The 20,965-nt window shown below is 69.7% G+C and carries 19 protein-coding genes; 8 read left to right on the top strand and 11 right to left on the bottom strand.

The window, feature by feature from the left end:
• The first annotated feature begins 286 nt into the window (after window positions 1-286).
• Window positions 287-616, top strand: coding sequence for a DUF2834 domain-containing protein (locus ABB33_RS12635; protein ID WP_056932346.1), 330 nt, complete (start codon window positions 287-289; stop codon window positions 614-616).
• A gap of 177 nt (window positions 617-793) precedes the next feature.
• Here the strand turns inward: ABB33_RS12635 and ABB33_RS12630 are convergent, their stop codons facing one another.
• The 5 genes from ABB33_RS12630 to ABB33_RS12610 form a co-directional block, all read right to left on the bottom strand.
• The gene (locus ABB33_RS12630; protein WP_054664121.1) at window positions 794-2,893 is read right to left on the bottom strand and encodes a M13 family metallopeptidase; all 2,100 of its coding nucleotides are present in this window, start codon (window positions 2,891-2,893) and stop codon (window positions 794-796) included.
• Window positions 2,894-3,020: 127 nt separating this feature from the next.
• Window positions 3,021-3,500: a VOC family protein gene (locus ABB33_RS12625; protein ID WP_056932345.1), complete on the bottom strand. Its 480-nt coding sequence runs from the start codon at window positions 3,498-3,500 to the stop codon at window positions 3,021-3,023.
• Window positions 3,501-3,698: 198 nt separating this feature from the next.
• On the bottom strand, window positions 3,699-5,222 hold the full coding sequence (locus ABB33_RS12620; protein WP_056932344.1) for a serine hydrolase domain-containing protein: 1,524 nt from the start codon (window positions 5,220-5,222) through the stop codon (window positions 3,699-3,701).
• A 73-nt stretch (window positions 5,223-5,295) separates the two neighbouring features.
• Window positions 5,296-6,069 carry a helix-turn-helix domain-containing protein gene (locus ABB33_RS12615; RefSeq protein WP_056932343.1) on the bottom strand — a complete coding sequence of 258 codons (774 nt, stop codon included), beginning with the start codon at window positions 6,067-6,069 and terminating at the stop codon, window positions 5,296-5,298.
• A 184-nt stretch (window positions 6,070-6,253) separates the two neighbouring features.
• Window positions 6,254-6,625 (bottom strand): PilZ domain-containing protein, encoded by a 372-nt coding sequence (locus ABB33_RS12610; protein WP_054664109.1) that lies wholly within the window; start codon window positions 6,623-6,625, stop codon window positions 6,254-6,256.
• Window positions 6,626-6,856: 231 nt separating this feature from the next.
• Between ABB33_RS12610 and ABB33_RS12605 the strand changes: the two genes are divergently transcribed.
• Complete coding sequence (locus ABB33_RS12605; RefSeq protein ID WP_082595093.1) at window positions 6,857-7,246, top strand: helix-turn-helix domain-containing protein; 390 nt, start codon at window positions 6,857-6,859, stop codon at window positions 7,244-7,246.
• A 75-nt stretch (window positions 7,247-7,321) separates the two neighbouring features.
• Here ABB33_RS12605 and gpmA read toward each other — a convergent pair whose 3' ends face one another.
• Window positions 7,322-8,071, bottom strand: coding sequence for a 2,3-diphosphoglycerate-dependent phosphoglycerate mutase (gene gpmA, locus ABB33_RS12600; RefSeq protein WP_054664103.1), 750 nt, complete (start codon window positions 8,069-8,071; stop codon window positions 7,322-7,324).
• Here gpmA and nfi point away from each other — a divergent pair.
• From nfi to ABB33_RS12580, 4 genes are all read left to right on the top strand, one after another.
• Window positions 8,042-8,854 (top strand): deoxyribonuclease V, encoded by an 813-nt coding sequence (nfi, locus tag ABB33_RS12595; RefSeq protein WP_082595092.1) that lies wholly within the window; start codon window positions 8,042-8,044, stop codon window positions 8,852-8,854. The two genes, gpmA and nfi, sit on opposite strands and share 30 nt — an antisense overlap.
• 89 nt (window positions 8,855-8,943) lie before the next feature.
• The gene (locus ABB33_RS12590; protein ID WP_056932340.1) at window positions 8,944-9,804 is read left to right on the top strand and encodes a pirin family protein; all 861 of its coding nucleotides are present in this window, start codon (window positions 8,944-8,946) and stop codon (window positions 9,802-9,804) included.
• A gap of 89 nt (window positions 9,805-9,893) precedes the next feature.
• Window positions 9,894-10,616 (top strand): aquaporin Z, encoded by a 723-nt coding sequence (gene aqpZ, locus ABB33_RS12585; protein ID WP_056932339.1) that lies wholly within the window; start codon window positions 9,894-9,896, stop codon window positions 10,614-10,616.
• Between the two features lie 227 nt (window positions 10,617-10,843).
• Window positions 10,844-11,305 (top strand): hypothetical protein, encoded by a 462-nt coding sequence (locus tag ABB33_RS12580; protein WP_056932338.1) that lies wholly within the window; start codon window positions 10,844-10,846, stop codon window positions 11,303-11,305.
• 49 nt (window positions 11,306-11,354) lie between these two features.
• Here ABB33_RS12580 and ABB33_RS12575 read toward each other — a convergent pair whose 3' ends face one another.
• Window positions 11,355-12,206 (bottom strand): pirin family protein, encoded by an 852-nt coding sequence (locus ABB33_RS12575; RefSeq protein ID WP_056932337.1) that lies wholly within the window; start codon window positions 12,204-12,206, stop codon window positions 11,355-11,357.
• A gap of 231 nt (window positions 12,207-12,437) precedes the next feature.
• Here ABB33_RS12575 and ABB33_RS12570 point away from each other — a divergent pair, with 231 nt between their 5' ends.
• Together ABB33_RS12570 and ABB33_RS12565 are read left to right on the top strand one after the other, a co-directional pair.
• Window positions 12,438-14,504: a carbon starvation CstA family protein gene (locus ABB33_RS12570; RefSeq protein ID WP_056932336.1), complete on the top strand. Its 2,067-nt coding sequence runs from the start codon at window positions 12,438-12,440 to the stop codon at window positions 14,502-14,504.
• Complete coding sequence (locus ABB33_RS12565; RefSeq protein ID WP_054664081.1) at window positions 14,504-14,728, top strand: YbdD/YjiX family protein; 225 nt, start codon at window positions 14,504-14,506, stop codon at window positions 14,726-14,728. The genes ABB33_RS12570 and ABB33_RS12565 overlap by 1 nt, the downstream gene beginning before the upstream one ends.
• 94 nt (window positions 14,729-14,822) lie before the next feature.
• Here the strand turns inward: ABB33_RS12565 and ABB33_RS12560 are convergent, their stop codons facing one another.
• From ABB33_RS12560 to ABB33_RS12545, 4 genes are all read right to left on the bottom strand, one after another.
• Complete coding sequence (locus tag ABB33_RS12560; protein WP_056932335.1) at window positions 14,823-16,076, bottom strand: DUF819 family protein; 1,254 nt, start codon at window positions 16,074-16,076, stop codon at window positions 14,823-14,825.
• Window positions 16,077-16,234: 158 nt separating this feature from the next.
• Complete coding sequence (locus tag ABB33_RS12555) at window positions 16,235-17,488, bottom strand: DUF819 family protein (RefSeq protein WP_056932334.1); 1,254 nt, start codon at window positions 17,486-17,488, stop codon at window positions 16,235-16,237.
• Between the two features lie 261 nt (window positions 17,489-17,749).
• Window positions 17,750-19,816 (bottom strand): S9 family peptidase, encoded by a 2,067-nt coding sequence (locus tag ABB33_RS12550; RefSeq protein WP_056932333.1) that lies wholly within the window; start codon window positions 19,814-19,816, stop codon window positions 17,750-17,752.
• Between the two features lie 146 nt (window positions 19,817-19,962).
• Window positions 19,963-20,965 (bottom strand): OPT family oligopeptide transporter (locus ABB33_RS12545; RefSeq protein WP_152985074.1); only part of this gene is annotated, 1,003 nt, incomplete at its 5' end.

Here is a 20,965-nt window from a genome sequence, read left to right as displayed (position 1 = left end):
CGCCCCGCCACCTCAGCTACCGGGCGCACGAGGGTCCGATGAAGGCCGTCGTGGTTCGCGGGAACAGCCGGATGGCGCTGATCGCCGGACTGCCCGGCGCGGGTGCGACCTGGCTCTCCACCGCGGATTCCCCGCTTTCCCTGGACGGGCGCCGGTGCGTCGACACCCGCAGCGGCCGGCAACGCCTGCGCCACCGGTGTCGTACACCGGCGGGCGCGCCGTCCCACCCCCCATCCATGCCGGCAGCGTCCAGCGGCGTGGCGCATTCCCCACGTCAGGAGACATCGTGAAGTTCATCTACCTACTTCTCTGCATCGCCGGCACGGTCCTGCCGCTGTCGCAGTTCGTTCCGTGGCTGTCCGCGCACGGCCTCGACGTGCCGCTGCTGGTGCAGCAGGCCACCTCGGCGCGCATCGCGGCATTCGCCTGGTCGGACGTGCTGGTCTCGGGCATCGCCGTGGCCACGTTCGTAGTCGCCGAGGGACGCAGGCTGGCGATGCCGCGGCTGTGGCTGCCGCTTTCGTGCCTGGCGGTCGGTCCGTCGCTGGCCTTGCCGCTGTTCCTGTACCTGCGCGAACGGCATCGCGCGGCGGCGCCGCTCCGCCGGGCGGACTGAGTCGCCCTCTACGGACGCCAGCGCGGGCTGCAGGCCGGCGCTTCGGCCACCACCGGCAAGGCATCGCCATTGCCGCAGCGGGCCCACCACGCGGGCGTGCACGGCACCAGGCGCCCGAACGCAAAGGCCCGGCATGCCCCGGGCCCTGCGTCGGTTGCCAGCCGGACTACCGGCGGTTTACCAGATGACCACGCGCTTGTCGTCGCCACGCACCATCGCGTCGCCCGCCTTGCACTGGAATGCCGTGGCGAAGGACGGCATGTTCGACGGCGCGCCGTTGGCGCGGAAGTTGGCCGGCGCGTGCGGGTCGGTGTTCAGGCGCACGCGCAGTTCGCCCTCGGTGAAGTTGCGGCGCCACACCGTGGCCCAGTTCATGAAGAAGCGCTGGTCCTGGCTGTAGCCGTCGACGGCCACGTTCTTCGACGGGTCTTCCTTGAGCGCCATCTGCAGCGCGTCGTACGCCACGGTCAGGCCACCGAGGTCGCCGATGTTCTCGCCCAGGGTCAGCTTGCCCTTGACGTTCACGCCCGGCAGCGCCTCATAGCCGTCGAACTGCGCGACCAGCTGGTCGGTGCGGCCGTTGAAGGCGCTGCGGTCGGCGTCGGTCCACCAGTTGTCGAAGTTGCCGTTGGCGGCGAACTGGCTGCCCGAGTCGTCGTAGCCGTGCATCATCTCGTGGCCGATCACCGCGCCGATGCCGCCGTAGTTCAGTGCCGGGTCGGCCTTGGCGTCGAAGAACGGCGGCTGCAGGATCGCGGCCGGGAACACGATCTCGTTCTTGGTCGCGTTGTAGTAGGCGTTGACCGTCTGCGGGGTCATGCCCCACTCGGTCTTGTCCACCGGCTTGCCGATCTTGTCGAGCATGTAGCGGTAGTTGAAGGCGCGCGCGGCCTGCATGTTGCCCAGGTAGCTGTCGCCATGGGTGGCCAGGCCCGACCAGTCGCGCCACTTGTCCGGGTAGCCGATCTTCGGGGTGAAGCTGGCCCACTTCTCCAGCGCCTTCTTCTTGGTCTCCTCGCCCATCCACGGCAGGCCTTCCAGGCGCGTCTTCAGCGCCGCCGACAGGTTCTCCACCAGATGCTGCATGGCCACCTTCGACTCGGCCGGGAACACCGCGTCCACGTACAGCTGGCCGAGCGCCTCGCCCATCGCGCCGTTCACCGACTCCAGCACGCGCTTCCAGCGCGGCTGCATTTCCTGCTGGCCACGCAGGGTCTTGCTGAAGAAATCGAAGTTGGCCTGCTCGAAGGCACTGCTCAGGTACGGTGCCGCGTTGTCCACGGTGTGGAAGCGCAGGTAGGCCTGCCAGGTCGTGGCCGGGACCTCGGCCAGCATGGTGTCGACCTCGGCGAAGAAGCCCGGCTGCGCCAGCGAGAACTTGTCCTTGGCCGGCACCTTCAGGGTGTCGAACAACGCGGTCCAGCTGAAGTTCGGGGTCTGCGCGTCGGCGGCGGCGGCGCTGACCGGGTTGTAGCGCTTGGCCGGGTCGCGCAGTTCGATGCGCGACAGCGAGGCCTTGGCCAGGCGGGTTTCGAATGCCATCACCGCCTTGGCCTGCTCCTTCGCCTGCGCGGCATCGACGCCGGACAGCACCAGCATCCGTTCGATGTAGGCGACATAGGCCTCGCGGATCCTGGCCTGCGATTCGTCGAAGTAGTAGCCCTTTTCCGGCAGGCCCAGGCCGCCCTGGCCGACGTAGGCGATGACGTTGGCCGAATCCTTGAAGTCCGGGCTGGCATACAGCGAGAACAGGAAGCCCTGGCCGCGCGCATAGGCGTCGCGCAGGTAGCCGGCGATGGCGGCACCGTCGCCGAGCGCGGCGATCTTGTCCAGTTCCGGCTGCAGTGGCGTGATGCCGGCCGCTTCGATGGCGGCTTCGTCCGAACCGGTCTTCCAGATGTCGCCGATCTGCGCCTGCACGCTGCCGGCCTTGGCGTTGGCCGCGGCGGCCTGCTGCACCAGCGCGTGCTGCACTTCCAGCGAGCGCTCGCGCAGGATCTCGAAGCTGCCCCAGGTCACCTGGTCGCCCGGCACCGGGTTGGCCCTGAGCCACTTGCCGTTGACGAAGCCATTGAGATCGCTGCAGGCCGCAACCGCCGGATCCAGGTCGGCGACGTTGAACGACACCGACGGCGTCTTGATCTGCGACAGGTCGAACGCCGGCTTGGCGGGCGTGTCGGCGGCGGGCGCCGTGGCTTCGCCCTTGCCGCCGCAGGCGGCCAGCGAGGCGGCGATGGCGACGGTCAGGGACAACGGGACGAGCTTGGAAAGGGTCATGCGGATCTCCGGCCTTGCAGGGAACGCCGCGCCTGCGCGCGGCCAATCCACGAGCGTAGGCGATGGCGCCGTGCCGCGGATAGGCCGAAGGTCATGCCACGGCACCCGCGGCACGCCGGTGCGCGGCTCAACCGCGACGCGCGGCCTCGATCGCGGCGATGTCGATCCTGCGCATGCCCATCATCGCCTCGAACGCACGCCTGGCCGCGGCCGGGTCCGGATCACTGATCGCCGCGCTCAGCGCGCGCGGCGTGATCTGCCACGACAGTCCCCACTTGTCGCGGCACCAGCCACAGGCGCTTTCCTCGCCGCCGTTGCCGACGATCGCATGCCACAGGCGGTCGGTCTCGGCCTGGTCATCGGTGGCGACCTGGAACGAGAACGCCTCGCTGTGACGGAACGCAGGGCCGCCGTTCAGGCCCAGGCACGGAATGCCGAGCACCGTGAACTCGACCGTCAGCACATCGCCCTGGCGGCCGGCGGGATAGTCGCCGGGCGCGCGATGCACGGCTCCCACCCGGCTGTCGGGAAAGGTCGCCGCATAGAACGTGGCCGCCTCCAGGGCGGTACCGTCGTACCACAGGCAGATAGTGTTCTTGCCGGTCATCGCGCTGCTCCTCGTCGGGAAAGGCATGCCGGCCGGGCAACGCGCACGCGCCACCGCACCGGCCCGGTGGAGCCTAGCGCAGCATCACGCACCCTGCCGTCATGGTCCGGCGTGGGCGGCGCCGGCAGCGGCATCGACGCGATGGCTGGCCGGGTTCGCGGCTCCGCAGCGGCACGCTGCGCCTCGCGTCATGCGCGTTCAGCCTGGGCCGGCGGCAATCCGCAGGTAGCGTTCGCCGTCGAACTCGAAGCCGGACAGTTGCCCGTTCGCATCGCGCAGGAAACGCAGCGGCTCGGCGACATCCAGCGGCCCGGCCTGCGCGCCGAACAGATCGACCGCCGCTGGCTGCAGTGCGCGGTCCAGCGCCCCGATCCGCAACCGCAGCAGGTCAGCCTCGGAGGCCACGACCGCCTCCACCGGCAACCGCTCGCCGCGGAACCTCCCCGCGTAGGCGGCCCGCGCCGCGGCATCGGGATGCCATGCCCACGCCTGCCAGAGCGGCTGCGCGCGCACCTGCGCCTGGCGCTCGCGCTGGTCATGCAGCTGCGCGGCCACGTGCTGCGGGTACATGCGCTGCCGGGTGGTCGCCCACGATGCCGCCTGCGGGTGATCCACCAGGTACTGGAAGAACTGCACCACCGTGCGTGAGGTGAGCCAGCCGGTGGCGTTGTCCGCATTGGAGAACACGCCGATGCCCACCCCCAGGTCCGGCGAGAACGCCATCATGCTGCGCGCACCGGTGTAGCTGCCGCCGTGGATGTAGAGCACATGCCCTTCGAAATCGCAGACATTCCAGCCGAAGGCGTAGCCCACGCACGGCAGTTCGTAGGCGTTGCGCGCGGTGCGCTGGACCTGCGCGCCGATGGCGTGCGCGGCCTCGACCGCGGCGACATCGAACCCCGCCGGCGCCGCGCCGCCCAGTTGCAGGCGCAGCCAGCGGCCGAGATCGCGTGGCGAGGTCATCATGCCGCCGGCCGCATGCATGATGGCGTCAGGCTTGGGTTCCACCACCCGCCAGCCATCGGCCGGCCCCAGCCACTGGTGGTTGTAGGCCAGCTGCGCCGGGTCGAAAGTGGACGTGCGCGTTGCGGTATCGCTCATCCGCAACGGGAGGAACAGTTCGTCGCGCAGCCATGCCTGCCAGGAGCGGCCGGTGTGCTGCTGCAGGATCGCGGCGTAGATCGTGTAGCCCAGGTTGTCGTAGTCGAAGCCCTGCGGGCGCGCACTCGCCAGCGTGCCCAGCAGCTGCGGATACAGGGCCGGATCGGGCGCCTGGACATAGGCTTCCAGCACGGTGATGGCGTCCGCGCTCAGCGGTACGCGATGGTTGAGCAGGTCGGCCAGGGTCCAGGCGGCCGGATCGACACCGCCGGGCAGGCGCAGCTGCGGCCAGTGTTCGGCCAGCGTGCTGTCCAGGCGCAGCACCCCGCGCCGGTCCAGCAGGTGGGCCAGCAGCCCCATGTACGACTTGGTCTGCGAGGCGATGTACATCGGCGTGTGCATCGCCAGCGGTGCGCCGCTGGCGGCGTTGCGCTGGCCGCGCGTGTAGCCGAGCAGTTGCCGCTCGCGGTCCACCACCACCACCGCGTACCCCGGCCCCAGCCCGGGGATGCCGTCGAGGAACTGCCGCAGGTGGTGCGCCGCCTGCTCGGCACTGGCCGCCTGTGCCGCGGACAAGGGGAGGATGAAGCCAAACAGCAGGCCCAGCACGGTCAGGCGCATGGAACGGTTCCAGGGCAAGGGGCCGCCATCCTCGCGCGGAAATGGCCGCGCTTCTTGCACGGATTGAACCTGCTCACGCCAACAGCGCGCGCAGCCGTGCCGGTGCCACCCCGCAGTGGTGCCGCGCGATACGGCTGAAGTGCGCCTGGTCGGCGAATCCGGCATGCAGCGCCGCTGCGGACAGCGGTACGCCCGCGGCCACCTGCGCCAACCCGCGCTGCAGCTGCGCGCGCACGCGGAACACCGAAGGCGGGCAGCCCACCCAGCGCGCGAAGCCCCGTGCGAAGTACACCGGATGCACACCCTGCTCCGCCGCCAGCCACGCCAGCGGCACCGCCTCCTCCTGCAGGCGCTCGCAGGCGCGCGCGACCCATCGCGGGGGCGTCCCGCCACGGCGGTCGGCACAACCGGCCATCGCCGCGAGCAGCTCCCAGGCCTGGCTTTCGACTGCATCGGGGGCGCTGGCGCCGGCGGCCAGTACCGACAGCAGCGCGCCGCCCTGCCCCAGCAGCGGCGACGCCGGCCGCGTGCGCCAGCGCCAGTCCGGCGCAAGCCCAATCGCGCGCGGCAGGTCGAGGTCGCCCGGCAGGTCGATGCCCAGCACCAGCGCGCCGGCCGGCCCGTAGTCGTTGGCGTGCGCCAGACCTGCCGGCTTCACCCCGACCGCGGGCACGCCCAGCCGCACCTCCTCGCCCTTGCCGCGCTCGGCCAGGGTGCCGGCCAGCAGCAGCGACACCTGGTGGCAGTCGTGCGTGTGCGCGGGCATGCGCGAGCCCGGCGCATACCACGCCACCCGTGCCGACAGCTGCTCGCCGGTGAACAGGATGCGGCCGCGGGTCGTACGCATCGGCCGGGAAACGCCGGCGGGCATGGAGGACATCGGCAATCCACCCAAGGGGACCGGGGGCAGTCTAGCGAGCACGCCGGCGGCGACACCTGCCATTGGTCGTGGAGGCGTGCCGGCCTGGACCCGGCGCGGCCGCGCAGGCACGCGCGCCCCGCGGCCCCTGGGGACGCCAGCGCACGCCGGCTCAGCCGTACCGGACCAGCGCGCCCAGTTCGCGCTCCAGCAACGCAGGGTCGGCGGCATTGAGTTCGATCAGGCGACGCAACGCGGTGATGCTGTCCAGGTCGATCTCGTCGCAGCGCAGCCCGATGGTGCGCCCGTCCACGTGCACTACGGTGGCCTGCATGCGGATCGGCGTGTCCTGCGACAGCTCGACCTGCAACTGGCAGGGCTCGTCCAGCCTGCAGTCGCCACCGGCATCGAATTCGAACAACGCGCCCTTCAGCGACACGTCGTGCACCTGCCCGGCGTGGATGCTGCCATCGGCGCGCACCAGCCAGGCCGGTGAATGGAAGGGTGCACGCCAGAAATGGCGCCGTTCCGTGGACGTGTTCATGCGCTCCCCCGTGCATTGGATGGAAAAGCCGGCTGCGTGGCCGTGGCCGTGGCCCAAGCATAGCCCGGCCGGCGGGCACCGGCGCGACGACCGCCCGACGGTCCCGCAAGACCTTGATCGGCAAGGCCTGTCGTGAATCTGGCGCAGCGCTGTCGTGGTCCAACGCGGCGCATCGCGGCAGCGTGCCGGCTCACATACCATCGCCGGGCAGTCACAGTGGACGAGGAACCGATGAAGATCGACGCCAACCGGATCAGGTCATTGCGCGAGGCGCGCGGCTGGTCGCAGGAGCACCTGGCCGCCGTGGCCGGGCTCAGCCCGCGCACCGTGCAGCGGCTGGAAGCCGAAGGCAAGGCCGCGCATGAATCGCGAATGGCGGTGGCGGCGGCGCTGGGTATCGAACCAACGCAATTGGCGGGTTTCCAGGCCGCCGCGCCGGTGCCCACTTCCGGCATCGGCGCGGCGGACCGCATCAAGATCACCCTGTGGATCGTGAGCATCGTGCTGGCGGTGATCATGTTCCAAGGGGTCGCCGGCTACGTCCTCGGCAAGAACGCGGCCAAACGCGACAACCGGATCGACGAAGCCTGCAAGGCCGCGCCGGCCAGCTGCGACCGCTGACACCGCCCTGCCCCTTGGCCACAAACGAAACACCCGGCCGGAGCCGGGTGTCTCGACGCGTCAAGCAAGCTGGCTTTACTTCGCCTTGCCCTGGTTGGCCACGGCCTCGGCCGCCTTCTTAGCCGCTTCCGGGTCGCCCAGGTAGCGGAACGACTGCACGGTCAGGTCATCGTTCAGTTCGAACAGCAGCGGGATGCCGGTGGGAATGTTGAGCTCGAGGATGTCCTCGCGGCTGACATTGTTGAGGTACTTGTACAGCGCGCGCAGCGAGTTGCCGTGAGCGGTGACCAACACGGTCCTGCCGTCCTTCAGCTGCGGGGCGATGGCGTCGTGCCAGTACGGCAGCACCCGCTCCAGGGTGGTGGCCAGCGATTCGGTGCCCGGCAGCGCGTTGCGGTCCAGGCCGGCATAACGGCGGTCGTGGATCGGGTGGCCCGGGTCTTCCAGATCCATCGGCGGCGGCGGGATGTCGTAGGAACGGCGCCACACCTTGACCTGCTCCTCGCCATGCCTGGCGGCGGTCTCGGCCTTGTCCAAGCCCTGCAGGCCGCCGTAGTGGCGTTCGTTGAGGCGCCAGGACTTGTTCACCGGCAGCCAGTCCTGGCCCAGTTCGGCCAGCGCGCCCTGCAGGGTATGGATGGCGCGCTTGAGCACCGAGGTATGGGCGACGTCGAACTGCAGCCCTTCCTCCTTCATCAAGCGGCCGGCGGCGGCGGCTTCGCGGCGGCCCTGCTCGGTCAGGTCCACGTCCACCCAGCCGGTGAAACGGTTGTCGAGGTTCCACTGGCTCTGGCCATGGCGCAACAGCACGAGTTTGCGGGTCACTGCGAAAGTCTCCGGTCGGGGGGAAGGCAACCTGCCGATTGTAGCCGCATCGCCCCACGCGCCCTGCACCGCGCGCCGACACTGGTGTGGCAGGCTTGGACCATGCGCTTCCAGCCTCCCGCCGACATCGCCCCCGCCGCCCTGGCCGAGCTGCGCCGCCAGCAGGTCGAACTGGCCGCGCGGGTGGAGCTGGACGACCGCCTGTCGGCACTGCCGGCGCGGGTGGCCGGGGTGGACAGCGGCTTCGAGGACGAAGGCCGCACCACCCGCTCGGTGGCGGTACGGGTCGATGGCGGCAGCCTGCAGCCGCTCGAATCGACCCTGGCGCGACTGCCCACCGCCCTGCCCTACATCCCCGGCCTGCTCAGCTTCCGCGAGCTGCCGGCAGTGCTGCAGGCCCTGCGGCAACTGCGCGAGCCGCCGCAGCTGGTACTGGTCGACGGCCACGGCATCGCCCATCCGCGCGGGCTGGGCATTGCCGCGCACCTCGGGGTACTGACCGGCCTGCCCAGCATCGGCGTGGGCAAAAGCCGGCTGGTCGGCGACTACACCGAACCCGGTCCGGAGCGTGGCGACCACGCGCCGCTGCTGCACAAGGGCCGCCAGGTCGGCTGGGTGCTGCGCAGCAAGCCGCGCTGCAACCCGCTGTTCATCTCCCCGGGCCACCACGTCTCGGTCGAGGCCTGCCTGCCGCTGGTGCTGGCCTGCCTCACCCGCTACCGGCTGCCCGAACCCACGCGCCTGGCCGACCGCCTCGCCTCGCGCCGCGACGGTGGCGCCTGATCCACCGCGGCAACAGTCCGTCATGGCCGCGCCGCAGAAAACCCGCGCGGCGCGTGCCATCCTGCCGGTACCCGCAATGGAGCCCGTGCATGACCACGATCATCAGTCCCCGCGTCCATGACCTCGGCGGTTTCCAGGTACGCCGCGCCGTGCCCACCCTGCAGGCGCGCAGCGTCGGGCCGTTCGTGTTCGTCGACCACATGGGTCCGGCCGTGTTCACGCCCGGCCAGGGCATCGACGTGCGCCCGCATCCGCACATCGGCCTGGCGACGGTCACCTTCCTGTGGTCCGGGCGGATCGGCCACCGCGACACGCTCGGCTCGGAGCAGGTGATCGAACCCGGCGACGTCAACTGGATGACCGCCGGCCGCGGCATCGCCCATTCCGAACGCACGCCGCCGGACGAACGCGGCCACGCACACCCGCTGCACGGCATGCAGACCTGGGTGGCGCTGCCGCGCACGCACGAGGAGACCGCGCCGGCGTTCTACCATTTCTCCGCCGCGCAGTTGCCGCAGCAGCGCCGCGACGGCGCCTGGCTGCGGGTGATCGCCGGCCGCGCCTACGGCGAGGAGTCACCGGTGCGGGTATTCGCCGACACCCTCAACGTCGCCATCGACCTGGAACCGGGCGCGGAGATCGACCTGGATGCCTCGCATGCCGAACGCGCGCTCTACGTACTGGAGGGCCAGGCCCAGCTCGACGGCGTCGACATCCCGGTCCAGCACCTGGTCATCCCCGAGCCCGGGGCCCGCGCGCGCCTGCGCGCCATGACCCCGCTCAAGGCGATGCTGATGGGTGGCGAACCGCTCGATGGCCCCCGCCACCTGTGGTGGAACTTCGTCTCCAGCTCGAAGGAACGCATCGAACAGGCCAAGGACGACTGGCGCCAGGGCCGCTTCGGCACCATTCCCGGCGACGACAAGGAATTCATCCCGCTGCCGGGCTGAGGGCCGGGTTAACGCTTTGAATACGCCGCCGTCCCGGTTCTTGGGTATGTTCCCGGTGCCCATTCCGGGTCATTGCGGGGGAGCAGACGATGAGCATGGGGAAACGACTGGCGGCCGAGTTCCTCGGTACCTTCTGGCTGGTGCTGGGCGGTTGCGGCAGCGCGGTGCTGGCGGCCAAGTTCGGCGGTGACGGCAATCCACTGGGAATCGGTTTCCATGGCGTGGCGCTGGCGTTCGGCCTGACCGTGCTGACCGGTGCGTATGCGTTCGGGCACGTCTCCGGCGCCCACTTCAATCCGGCGGTCAGCCTCGGCCTGTGGGCCGGCGGCCGCTTCGCCGGCAAGGACCTGGTGCCCTACGTCGTCGCCCAGGTGCTGGGCGGCATCCTCGCCGCCTTCATCCTGCTGCAGATCGCGCAGGGCCAGGCCGGGTTCGCCATTGACGGCAGCCAGGCCGGCGCGTTCGCCAGCAACGGCTACGGCGCCTTGTCGCCGGGCGGCTACGGCGTGGCCGCCGCGTTCCTGTGCGAAGTGGTGATGACCGCGATGTTCCTGGTGGTGATCATGGGCGCCACCCATGGCAAGGCACCAGCCGGCTTCGCGCCGATCGCGATCGGCCTGGCGCTGACCCTGATCCACCTGATCAGCATCCCGGTCACCAACACCTCGGTGAACCCGGCGCGCTCCACCGCCGTGGCGCTGTTCGCCGGGCCCGGCGCGATCGGCCAGCTGTGGCTGTTCTGGGTGGCGCCGCTGCTCGGCGCGCTGATCGGCGGCCTGGCGTACAAGTGGGTGGGCAGCGACGCGCGTTGAAGCGACCTGTGGCACGCACCGGCGACGGCCCCCACGCGGGGCCGTCGCTGTTCCGGCCAGCGCCCGGTTTGCGACGGCCGGTGTTTTTGTAATACCGTGGAAACACAGCTGGCGCGCAACGGGGACGCGCGCATCGGGCAGGGGCAACACCGCCCGCAGGTGTATTCGGTTCCAGACAGACAACACTGCCGTCGCGCCTGCGTTGGCCGGCGTCCGGGGGAAAACGCATGCTCAAACACGTCCGTATCGTTGCTTGCGCGCTGCTGCTGGCCGGCAGCGCCGGCGCATCCGCGCAACAGGCCGGGCAGTGCCCGATGCTGCCGTCCGGCAGCGGCCTGCAGTGGCAGGAGCAGGCCCAGAGCGATTTCATCGTCTGCAAGGCCACCACCGGCGACGGCCGCACCGTGTTGAACGTGATGCTGACCGCACGCGACCCGGGGCTGAGCCTGGTCCGCACGCTGCGCGCCGAGAAGGGCAGCTTCGCCGGCGAGGAGCTGTACTGGTACAAGCTGGACATGGGTGGACGCGACATGCCCGGCCTGGAAACGCGGCGCATCACCGAGGTCAAGCTCGGCCGCAACCGCTACGCGCAGATCTGGATCGATGCCGGCGACGTCGCCGAGCTGGCCAGCCTGCAGCAGTTGACCGGCACGCTCGGCGACGCGACCGCCAACTTCGCCGGCAAGTAAGGCGCCCTGGCAGGCGGCGCGCCGGAACCCACTGCGGCGCGCGCGCCCCTCAGAAGCGGCCTTCCTGGTAGTCGATGAAGGCCTGCATCAGCTGCTCGCGGGTATTCATCACGAACGGCCCGTGGCGCGCCACCGGTTCGCGCAGAGGGCGCCCGGCCACCACGATCAGCCGTGCGCCCTGCGCGCCGGCCTGCAGGCGCAGCAGGCGGCCACCGCCGAGCACCGCCAGCTCATGCCGCGCCACCTCGCGCGCGGCCTCGCCGTTGCCCAGGGTCAACGCGCCTTCGAACACGTAGGCGAAGGCGTTGTGCCCGTCCGGCAGGTCGTAGGCCCAGTCACGGCCCGGTGCCAGCTCCACGTCCAGGTACAGCGGGTCGGTGGCCGGCTGCACGATCGGGCCCCGGACATCGCCCACCTGCCCGGCAATGACCCGGACGCCGACCCCATCGGCCGGCACCACCTGCGGAATGCGTTCCGGGGCGAATTCCTGGTACTTCGGCTCGGTCATCTTGTCGCGCGCGGGCAGGTTCACCCATAGCTGGAACCCGCGCATGCGCCCGGACTCCTGCTCGGGCATTTCCGAATGCACCAGGCCGCGGCCGGCGGTCATCCACTGCACGCTGCCGGGCGTGAGCAGGCCTTCGTTGCCGTGGTTGTCGCGATGCCGCATGCGCCCGTCGAGCATGTAGGTCACGGTCTCGAAGCCGCGGTGCGGGTGCTCGGGGAAGCCGGCGATATAGTCCTCGGGGCGGTCGGTGCCGAATTCGTCGAGCATCAGGAACGGGTCGAGATCGGGCAGTGCCGGGGTTCCGATCACCCGGGTCAGGCGCACGCCGGCACCGTCGGACGTGGGCATGCCGCGGATGCCGCGCAGCACCCGCGCGAAGTTCTGGTCGCTCATGGTCAAGCCTCCCTTGGAATCTCCGGAAAATGGGCGCAGCGCATGGCCGCGCCAATCGCCATCACCGCAACCGATTGTTCCAGAGCCGGTGTCGGTGACGCGTTGCCGGGCCATTGCGGCCGGGCGGCCGCGCCGCCTAAGACCAAAGTCGCACGCCGGCGGGCCGCCGGAGCGTTGACCCCCGGCCGCGGCGGGAGGACTCTTGCAGCGGTCTTCCCGCGAGGTGACTCGATGAAAGGTTTCTCCAAGGCCGGCTGGGCGTTGCTGTCCCTGATCGGCGCGTTCTGCCTGGGTGTCGTGGCGCTGCGCCGCGGCGAACACATCAACGCACTGTGGATCGTGGCCGCGGCGGTCTCGCTGTACCTGGTCGCGTTCCGCTACTACGGGCTGTTCATCGCCAACAAGGTGCTGGGCGTGGACCCGACCCGCGCTACCCCGGCGGTGATCCACAACGACGGCCTGGACTACGTACCGACCAACAAGCACGTGCTGTTCGGCCACCACTTCGCCGCGATCGCCGGCGCCGGCCCGCTGGTGGGCCCGGTGCTCGCCGCGCAGATGGGCTACCTGCCGGGCACGCTGTGGCTGATCGCCGGCGTGGTGCTGGCCGGCGCGGTGCAGGATTTCATGATCCTGTTCATCTCCAGCCGCCGCAACGGCCGCTCGCTCGGCGACCTGGTGCGCGAGGAGATGGGGCCGGTACCCGGCACCATCGCCCTGTTCGGCGTGTTCATGATCATGATCATCATCCTCGCGGTGCTGGCGATGATCGTGGTCAAGGCGCTGGCCGACAGCCCCTGGGGCATGTTCACGGTCATGGCCACGATGCCCATCGCCATCCTGATGGGCCTGTACATGCGCTACATCCGCCCGGGCAAGATCGGCGAGATCTCCATCGTCGGCCTGGTCCTGCTGCTGGCGGCGATCTGGTACGGCGGCAAGGTCGCCGCCGACCCGGTGCTGGGGCCGATGTTCACCTTCACCGGCGTGCAGATCACCTGGATGCTGATCGGTTACGGCTTCGTCGCCGCGGTGTTGCCGGTATGGCTGCTGCTGGCACCGCGCGACTACCTGTCCACCTTCCTCAAGATCGGCACCATCGTCGGCCTGGCGATCGGCATCCTGATCGTGATGCCGGAACTGAAGATGCCGGCGCTGACCCAGTTCACCGACGGCAGCGGCCCGGTGTGGAAGGGCGGCATGTTCCCGTTCCTGTTCATCACCATCGCCTGCGGTGCGGTATCGGGCTTCCATGCACTGATCTCCTCCGGCACCACGCCCAAGCTGCTGGCCAACGAAGGCCACGCCGCCTACATCGGCTACGGCGGCATGCTGATGGAATCGTTCGTGGCGATCATGGCGATGGTCGCGGCCTCGATCATCGAGCCGGGCATCTACTTCGCCATGAACAGCCCGGCAGCGGTGATCGGCACCGATGTGGCCAACGCCGCGCAGGTGGTCAGCAGCTGGGGCTTCACCATCTCGCCCGAACAGTTGACCGCCACCGCCGCCGATATCGGCGAGAACACCATCCTCTCGCGCGCCGGCGGCGCGCCGACGCTGGCGGTGGGTATCGCCCAGATCCTGCATGCGGTGCTGCCGGGCGACGGCATGATGGCGTTCTGGTACCACTTCGCCATCCTGTTCGAGGCGCTGTTCATCCTCACCGCCGTGGACGCCGGCACCCGCTCGGGCCGCTTCATGCTTCAGGACCTGCTCGGCAATTTCGTACCGGCGCTGCGCCGCACCGACTCGTGGGTGGCCAGCTTCATCGCCACCGGTGGCTGCGTCGCGCTGTGGGGCTACTTCCTGTACCAGGGCGTGACCGATCCGCTGGGCGGCATCAACATGCTGTGGCCGCTGTTCGGCATCGCCAACCAGATGCTGGCCGGTGTCGCGCTGATGCTGTGCGCGGTGGTGCTGTTCAAGGCCAAGAAGGAAAAGTACGCCTGGGTGCCGCTGCTGCCGGCGGCCTGGCTGCTGGTGTGCACCACCGCGGCCGGCTTCATCAAGATCTTCTCCGCCGAGCCGGCGGTGGGCTTCATGGCGCAGGCGCACAAGTACCGCGACGCCATCGCCGCCGGCAACCTGCTGCCGCCATCCAAGGACTTCGGGCAGATGCACCAGGTGATGGTCAACAACTACATCAATGCCGGCCTCACCGCGCTGTTCCTGTTCGTGGTGTTCGCGGTGCTGGTGTATTCGATCAGGACCGTCGCCGCCGCGCGCCGTTCGCCGGTGCGTATCGACCATGAAACCCCGTACGTGGCGCTCAAGCCGCACGAGGTGGACCTGTAATGGGTACCGCGCTGGTCCCGGCCGGCCAGCACCAGGCGTTCCGCCGTACCTGGCGGCGCCTGGTGCAGACCGCGCGCCTGTGCTGCGGCGTGCCGGACTACGACAACTACGTGCGGCACATGCGCGAAAAGCACCCCGAGCGCGAGGTCATGGACTACAAGACCTTCTTCCGGGAACGCCAGGAAGCACGCTTCGGCGGCGGCAAGGGCTTCCGCTGCTGCTGAAGCCCGGGTTCCGGGGCAGGAAGACAGAAGGCCGCCGTGAGGCGGCCTTCTTCATGCCCGGCGCGGTGGCGCGGCCGGGCGCCGCGCGGGGCCGTCAGGCGCCGGCCATCCACTTGAGCATCAGCCCGGTGATGTACGCCAGCACCGTGCCGGTGGCGTAGCCGACCGTGCCCAGCAGCACACCTACCGGCGCCAGGCTGGGATGGAACGCCGCCGCCACCACCGGTGCCGACGCCGCCGCGCCGACGTTGCCCTGCGAGCCGATGGCCAGGAAGAACATCGGCGCCTTGAGCAGGCGGCCGACCACGTACAGCAGCAGCACGTGGGTGCCCATCCAGATCGCGCCCAGCAGGAACAGCCACGGGCGCTCGAGCAGCGACAGCAGGTCCATCTGCATGCCGATGCAGGCGATCAGGAAGTACAGGAACAGGGTGCCGACCCGGGAGGCGCCGACCGCTTCCAGTTCGCGCGCGCGGGTGAAGCTCAGCGCCAGTCCGGCGAACGTGGACAGCATCACCACCCACACGAACTGGTTGTCCAGCGACGCCTGCCTGGCGAAGCTGATGTTCGCCGCGCACCACGCCGCCAGCGGCGCGGCCAGCGCGTGGGCCGCGCCGACCACGCCCAGGCCGACGCCGACGATGATCATCAGGTCGGTCAGGGTGGGAATGCGCGCGCTGCGCGCCTGGTAATCGGCGATCCGCCGCTTCATGTCGTCGATGGCCGAGGTGTCGGCGCCGTTGCGCGCATCGATGGCCTGCGCGCGCCCGGCCAGCCAGATCAGGGCCGGCATCAGCAGGATGCTGGCGCAGACCACGTCCACCACCGCGAACTGGCCGAAGGTGGTGGCATCGACATTGAAGGTTTCGCGCATCGCGGCCATGTTGGCGCCGCCGCCGATCCAGCTGCCGGCCAGCGCCGCCATGCCGGCCCAGGTATCCCCGGCCACGGTGGCCGGATGGATCAGCTTCATCGCCTGGAACGAGACCAGCGCGCCGAGCATGATGCCCACGGTGCCGGTGACGAACATCAGCAGCAGCTTCGGGCCGAGCCGGGCGATGCCCTTCAGGTCGATCGACAGGGTCAGCAGCACCAGCGCCGCCGGCAGCAGCACGTCGCGGGCGATCGGGTTGTAGAGCTTGGTGCCATGGCCGTCGATCAGGCCGGTGGTGTTGTAGATCGCCGGCACGAAGTAGCACAGCAGCAGGGCCGGCACCCAGGTGAAGACCTTCCTCCAGAACGGGGTCGGCCCGCTGGCCAGCCAGAAGATCAGCGCCAGGGTCGCGGCGATCAGCCCGAGGCCGACGATGTCGTTGCTGATGAGTGCGGGAGTACTTTCGGTCGGCATATGGCCAGTTCCTGTCGATCGAAGGGAAACAAAAACGCCACGTTGATGACGTGGCGTGGGGGAGCGAAGCCTAGCATGCCGGCAGTGCCGTTGGCCCCGGCCGCGGGACGATGCCGGTTTGCCACCACCGGGTGGTGGCGGCAAGCCGGCCGGAGCGTTCAGCCCGCTCCCGCCATCGCGCGCAGGGTGATGCCGACCACGTAGGCCGCGCCGGTACCCACCGCGTAGCCCAGGGTGCCGAGCAGCACGCCCACCGGGGCCAGCGCCGGATGGAACGCAGAAGCCAGCACCGGCGCCGAGGCCGGGCCACCGATGTTGCTCTGCGAGGCGATGGCGAAATAGAAGAACGGCACCCGCAGCAGCTTGCCGGCCAGCCACAGCAGCACGATGTGCACGCCGATCCACAGCACGCCCAGGGCGAACAGCCACGGCTTCTCCAGCAGCGCCAGCAGGTCCATCTGCATGCCGATGCAGGCGATCAGGAAGTACAGGAACATCGAGCCCCACTTGGAGGCGCCGACGCCTTCGAGCTCGCGCGCGCGGGTGAAGCTCAGGCCCAGCCCGATGAGCGTCGCCAGCAGCACCACCCAGACGAACGGCTTGTCCAGGCTCACCGAGGCCGCCCAGCCGACATGGGCGGCGAACCAGGACGACAGCGGCCCGGCCACCGCGTGCGAGATCGCCACCGCACCGAACGCCACGCCGGCCATCACCATCAGGTCGCCCAGCGCCGGGATGCGCGCATGCCGCGCCTGGTAGCTGGCGACGCGGTCGCGCAGGTCGTCCAGGGCGGTGGTATCCGCACCGCTGTGCCGGTCCAGCGCCGGGGCCCGCGAGGCGAAGAAGATCAGCACCGCCATCCACACGTAGCCGACGCCGACGTCCACCACCGCGAACTGGCCGAAGGTAGTCGCGTCGACTTCGAAGATCTCCTTCATCGCCAGCATGTTGGCGCCGCCGCCGATCCAGCTGCCGGCCAGCGCGGCCATGCCGCCCCAGGTGCTGCCGGCCACCGTGTCGGGATGGATGATGCCCATCAGCCAGAACGCCACCAGCGCGCCGAGCATGATGCTCAGCACCGCCGCCACGTACATGGCCAGCATCTTCCAGCCCAGCCCGAGGATGCCTTTCAGGTCGATGGACAGGGTCAGCAGCACCAGCGCCGCCGGCAGGAACACGTCGCGCGCGATCGGGTTGTAGAGCCGCGTGGTCTCGCCGTCGATCAGGCCGAAGGTGTTGTAGATGCCGGGAATGAAGTAGCACAGCAGCAGCGCCGGCACGAAGCCGTAGAACTTCTTCAGCAGCCGGTTGCTGCTGGACGACGTCCAGAAAATGGCGCCCAGCGTGGCGGCGATCAGGCCGAACACGATGATGTCGTTGCTGATGAGTGCGCCGGATGCGGCTGCCGTCATCGTCTCTCCCCTCGATGCGTGAGTGTCGGGAACCGCGGTTCCCGTGTCTTCCCCCGGATCACGGATGAAGGGCCTGGGCGCGCGCGGCCATGTCGGGCCGCCGTTCCCCACTGCCTGCGGGGAGGGACCCGTGGATCGCAACCGTCCTGGTCGCCCCCTTCCGCCGCATGCGGCGGAAGGGGCGAAGGCCCGGCGCGGACAGCATCCCGCTGCCGCCGCCCGGCCGTGGGCGGGCATGCCTGCGGCATGCCCCTGCCTGCGTTACCGGCCGATGTGCTGCTTCAGCCAGGCATTGACCGTGTCATGCCACTGCACGCTGTTGTGCGGCTTGAGCACCCAGTGGTTCTCGTCCGGGAAGTACAGGAACCTGGATTCGATGCCCTTGCGCTGCAGCGCGGTGAACGTGGCCAGGCCCTGCTCCACCGGGATGCGGTAGTCCAGCTGGCCCTGCACCACCAGCATCGGCTTGCTCCAGTTGGCGACATGGTTGACCGGGTTGAACTTCTCGTAGTTCTGCGGGACGTCGTACGGGGTACCGCCCTGCTCCCACTCGGTGAACCACAGTTCCTCGGTGGCGTAGCCCATCGCACGCTGGTCGAACACGCCGTCGTGGTTGACCAGGCACTTCCACGGCTCGTTCCAGTTGCCGGCGATCCAGTTGACCATGAAGCCGCCGTAGCTGGCGCCCAGCGCGCAGGCCTTGTCGCCGTCGAGGAAGCCGTACTTGTGCTGCGCCGCGGCCCAGCCCTTCTGCAGGTCTTCCAGCGGGCGGTCGCCCCAGTGCTGGCTGATCGCATCGGTGAAGGCCTGGCCGTAGCCGGTGGAGCCGTGGAAATCGATCATCACCACCGCATAGCCCTGCCCGGCATAGGTCTGCGGATTCCAGCGGTAGCTCCAGCCGTTGCCGAAGCTGCCCTGCGGGCCACCGTGGATCAGGAACGCGACCGGGTATTTCCGGCCTTCCTGGTAGTCGTGCGGCTTGACCACGTAGCCATGCACGGTCTCGTCGTTCCAGCCCTTGAACGAGAACTGCTCGAAGCTGCCGAAATCGACGTCCGGCAGCATCTCGCCGGCGCTCGGGGTGATCGCGCGCTGCGGAGTACCGGCCGCGGTGCCGGTGGTGAACACCTGGTCGCCGCTCTTGAGCGAGTTGCGGGTGAAGGCCAGCGTGTCGCCGGCAAGGTCGAAGGCGGAGATGCTGCCCTCGCCCGCCACCTTGGCGACCGCGCCATCGGCGACCTTGACCGCGAACAGCGGGTGCTCGCCCATGTCCTGCGCGGTGGTGTAGATCGTGCTGCCATCGGCCGACAGGGTGATGCCGTCGGCCGAGCGGTCCCACTGCGGGGCGATCTCGCGCAGCGTGCCGCTGGCCAGCTCCAGCGCCATCAGGCCGAAGCGGTCGGCCTCGAAGCCCGGGCGCTTCATCGCGCGGTAGTACAGGGTCTTGCCGTCGGCACTGAACACCGGGCCGGCATCCCACGCCGGGTTGGCGGCGGTCAGGTTGACCGGCGCGGCCTTGCCGGCGGCATCGAGCCGGTACAGGTCGAAATTGGTCGACCACGGTTCCTGCCGGCCCTGCACGCGGATGCTGGCGACCACCGACTTTCCATCCGGCGACCACACGAAATCCTCGTTGCCGCCGAACGGCTTGGACGGTGCGTCGCCGGCCAGGCCGGCGCTGATCGCCGTGGCGGTCTTGCCGGCGGCGGCGCCGGTGGCCGGCAGCGGCGCCACGAACAGGGTGTTGCGGCGGCCGTCGGCCCAGGTATCCCAGTGGCGCACGAACATGCTGTCGAACACCACGCCGCTGCTCCTGGATTTTTCCCGCTCCTTCAGCCGGGTGGCGGTGCACGCCAGGTCCGAACCGCAGTCCTGGAACGCGCCGGCGCTGAACAGCACGCGGTCGTCCTGCGGCGAGACCCGGTAGCTGTCCACGTCCAGCGCGAAGTCGGTCAGCTGCCGCGGCGCGCCACCGGCCACCGGCATCGCGTAGAGCTGCTGGCTGCCGTTCTTGGCGCTGAGGAAGTACACGGTGCGGCCATCGGCCGACAGTGCGGCCGAGTTGACGTTCCAGCCGTCCGGCGAGAGCCGCTTCGGCGGTGCCAGGTCGCGGGTGCGCAGGTCGCGGATCCACAGGCTGCTGCTGGCCTTCAGGTCGGCATCGACCACGCGCTTGGCGAAGATCACCTGCGCGCCATCGGCGGTGAGCAGCGGCGCGGACACGCGGTCCAGCTTCACCATGTCGCGGACTTCGAAGCCGCGTGCGCTGGCCAGCGAGGGCAGCGCGGCAAGCAGGCACAACGGCAGCAGGGCGTGACGGAGCTTCATGGGATTCTCCCGGAACAAGGCAGGCAAACCATGGATGGTAGGCGCGGCCGGGCGCCGCGCGCAAAGGCATGAAGTCATGCCCGGGCTCCCACAACGACAAGGCCCCGCCGGAGCGGGGCCTTGCAGGGTGGATCATCGCGCGGGCATCAACCCTTGGCCGGCGACGCCTGCTCGCCCTTGCGGCCGACCCGGTACAGCAGCCAGCCGACCAGGAACAGCACTGCCAGCCCCACCCACTGCGCCGCGGCGCCCAGGCTGAGCGGCAGCGCCAGCACGTCCGGGTTCTGGGTGATGACGATCGGCAGCGCGATGGCGATGCCCATCAGCGCCTCGCCGGTGATCAGGCCGGCGGAGAACAGCACGCCGGGGCGATGCACGCGGTCCAGCCCCTCTTCGTCGTCGGCACGCACCTTGTGGAAGCGCGCGACCAGGTGGGCCAGCAGGCCGCCGAGGAAGATCGGCACCATCAGCTCCAGCGGCAGGTAGATGCCGATGGCCGCCGCCAGCACCGGCACGCGGAAGCGCTTGCCGGTCTTCTTCAGCCAGCCGTCGATGGCGATCACCACCGCGCCGATGCCGCCGCCGATGATGATCATGGTCCAGGGCAGGTCGCCGCCGAACAGGCCCTTGGCGACCGACGCCATCAGGTTGGCCTGCGGCGCCGGCAGGGTCTTGGAGCCGATGCCATAGGCCTCCTGCAGCAGGTTCAGCACCGGCGCCATGATCAGCGCGCAGGAGAACGCGCCGATGCCAAGCATCAGCTGCTGCTTCCACGGCGTGGCGCCGACCAGGTAGCCGGTCTTGAGATCCTGCAGGTTGTCGCCGCCGACCGCGGCCGCACAGCACACGACCGCGCCGATCATGATCGCCGCCACCGCGCCCAGCGGCGCGCCGCCGACCTGCACCTTGCCGTCGTCGCCCAGCAGCATCAGCAGCACCACCGAGGCGAACAGGATGGTGGCGATGGTGATGCCCGAGACCGGGTTGTTGGACGAGCCGACCAGGCCGGCCAGGTAGCCGGACACCGAAACGAACAGGAAGCCGGCCACGATCATGATGATCGTCATCGGCACGCTGACCAGCCACTGGCCGACGATGGCCTGGTACAGCGCCAGCAGCGGCAGCACGAACAGCACCAGCGCCACCAGC

The sequence above is a fragment of the Stenotrophomonas acidaminiphila genome, from assembly GCF_001431595.1.
Classification (GTDB): Bacteria; Pseudomonadota; Gammaproteobacteria; order Xanthomonadales; family Xanthomonadaceae; genus Stenotrophomonas; species Stenotrophomonas acidaminiphila.
This window is presented reverse-complemented; position numbering and strand designations above follow the sequence as displayed.

Coding starts and splice junctions, on each gene's coding strand:
- aqpZ (WP_056932339.1), top strand. CDS start 9,894: ATGAGCATGGGGAAACGACTGGCGGCCGAGTTCCTCGGTACCTTCTGG.
- ABB33_RS12630 (WP_054664121.1), bottom strand. CDS start 2,893: ATGACCCTTTCCAAGCTCGTCCCGTTGTCCCTGACCGTCGCCATCGCC.
- ABB33_RS12565 (WP_054664081.1), top strand. CDS start 14,504: ATGGGTACCGCGCTGGTCCCGGCCGGCCAGCACCAGGCGTTCCGCCGT.
- nfi (WP_082595092.1), top strand. CDS start 8,042: ATGGCGCAACAGCACGAGTTTGCGGGTCACTGCGAAAGTCTCCGGTCG.
- ABB33_RS12550 (WP_056932333.1), bottom strand. CDS start 19,816: ATGAAGCTCCGTCACGCCCTGCTGCCGTTGTGCCTGCTTGCCGCGCTG.
- ABB33_RS12605 (WP_082595093.1), top strand. CDS start 6,857: ATGAAGATCGACGCCAACCGGATCAGGTCATTGCGCGAGGCGCGCGGC.
- ABB33_RS12555 (WP_056932334.1), bottom strand. CDS start 17,488: ATGACGGCAGCCGCATCCGGCGCACTCATCAGCAACGACATCATCGTG.
- ABB33_RS12610 (WP_054664109.1), bottom strand. CDS start 6,625: ATGAACACGTCCACGGAACGGCGCCATTTCTGGCGTGCACCCTTCCAT.
- ABB33_RS12560 (WP_056932335.1), bottom strand. CDS start 16,076: ATGCCGACCGAAAGTACTCCCGCACTCATCAGCAACGACATCGTCGGC.
- ABB33_RS12615 (WP_056932343.1), bottom strand. CDS start 6,069: ATGCGTACGACCCGCGGCCGCATCCTGTTCACCGGCGAGCAGCTGTCG.
- ABB33_RS12590 (WP_056932340.1), top strand. CDS start 8,944: ATGACCACGATCATCAGTCCCCGCGTCCATGACCTCGGCGGTTTCCAG.
- ABB33_RS12620 (WP_056932344.1), bottom strand. CDS start 5,222: ATGCGCCTGACCGTGCTGGGCCTGCTGTTTGGCTTCATCCTCCCCTTG.
- ABB33_RS12570 (WP_056932336.1), top strand. CDS start 12,438: ATGAAAGGTTTCTCCAAGGCCGGCTGGGCGTTGCTGTCCCTGATCGGC.
- ABB33_RS12625 (WP_056932345.1), bottom strand. CDS start 3,500: ATGACCGGCAAGAACACTATCTGCCTGTGGTACGACGGTACCGCCCTG.
- ABB33_RS12575 (WP_056932337.1), bottom strand. CDS start 12,206: ATGAGCGACCAGAACTTCGCGCGGGTGCTGCGCGGCATCCGCGGCATG.
- ABB33_RS12580 (WP_056932338.1), top strand. CDS start 10,844: ATGCTCAAACACGTCCGTATCGTTGCTTGCGCGCTGCTGCTGGCCGGC.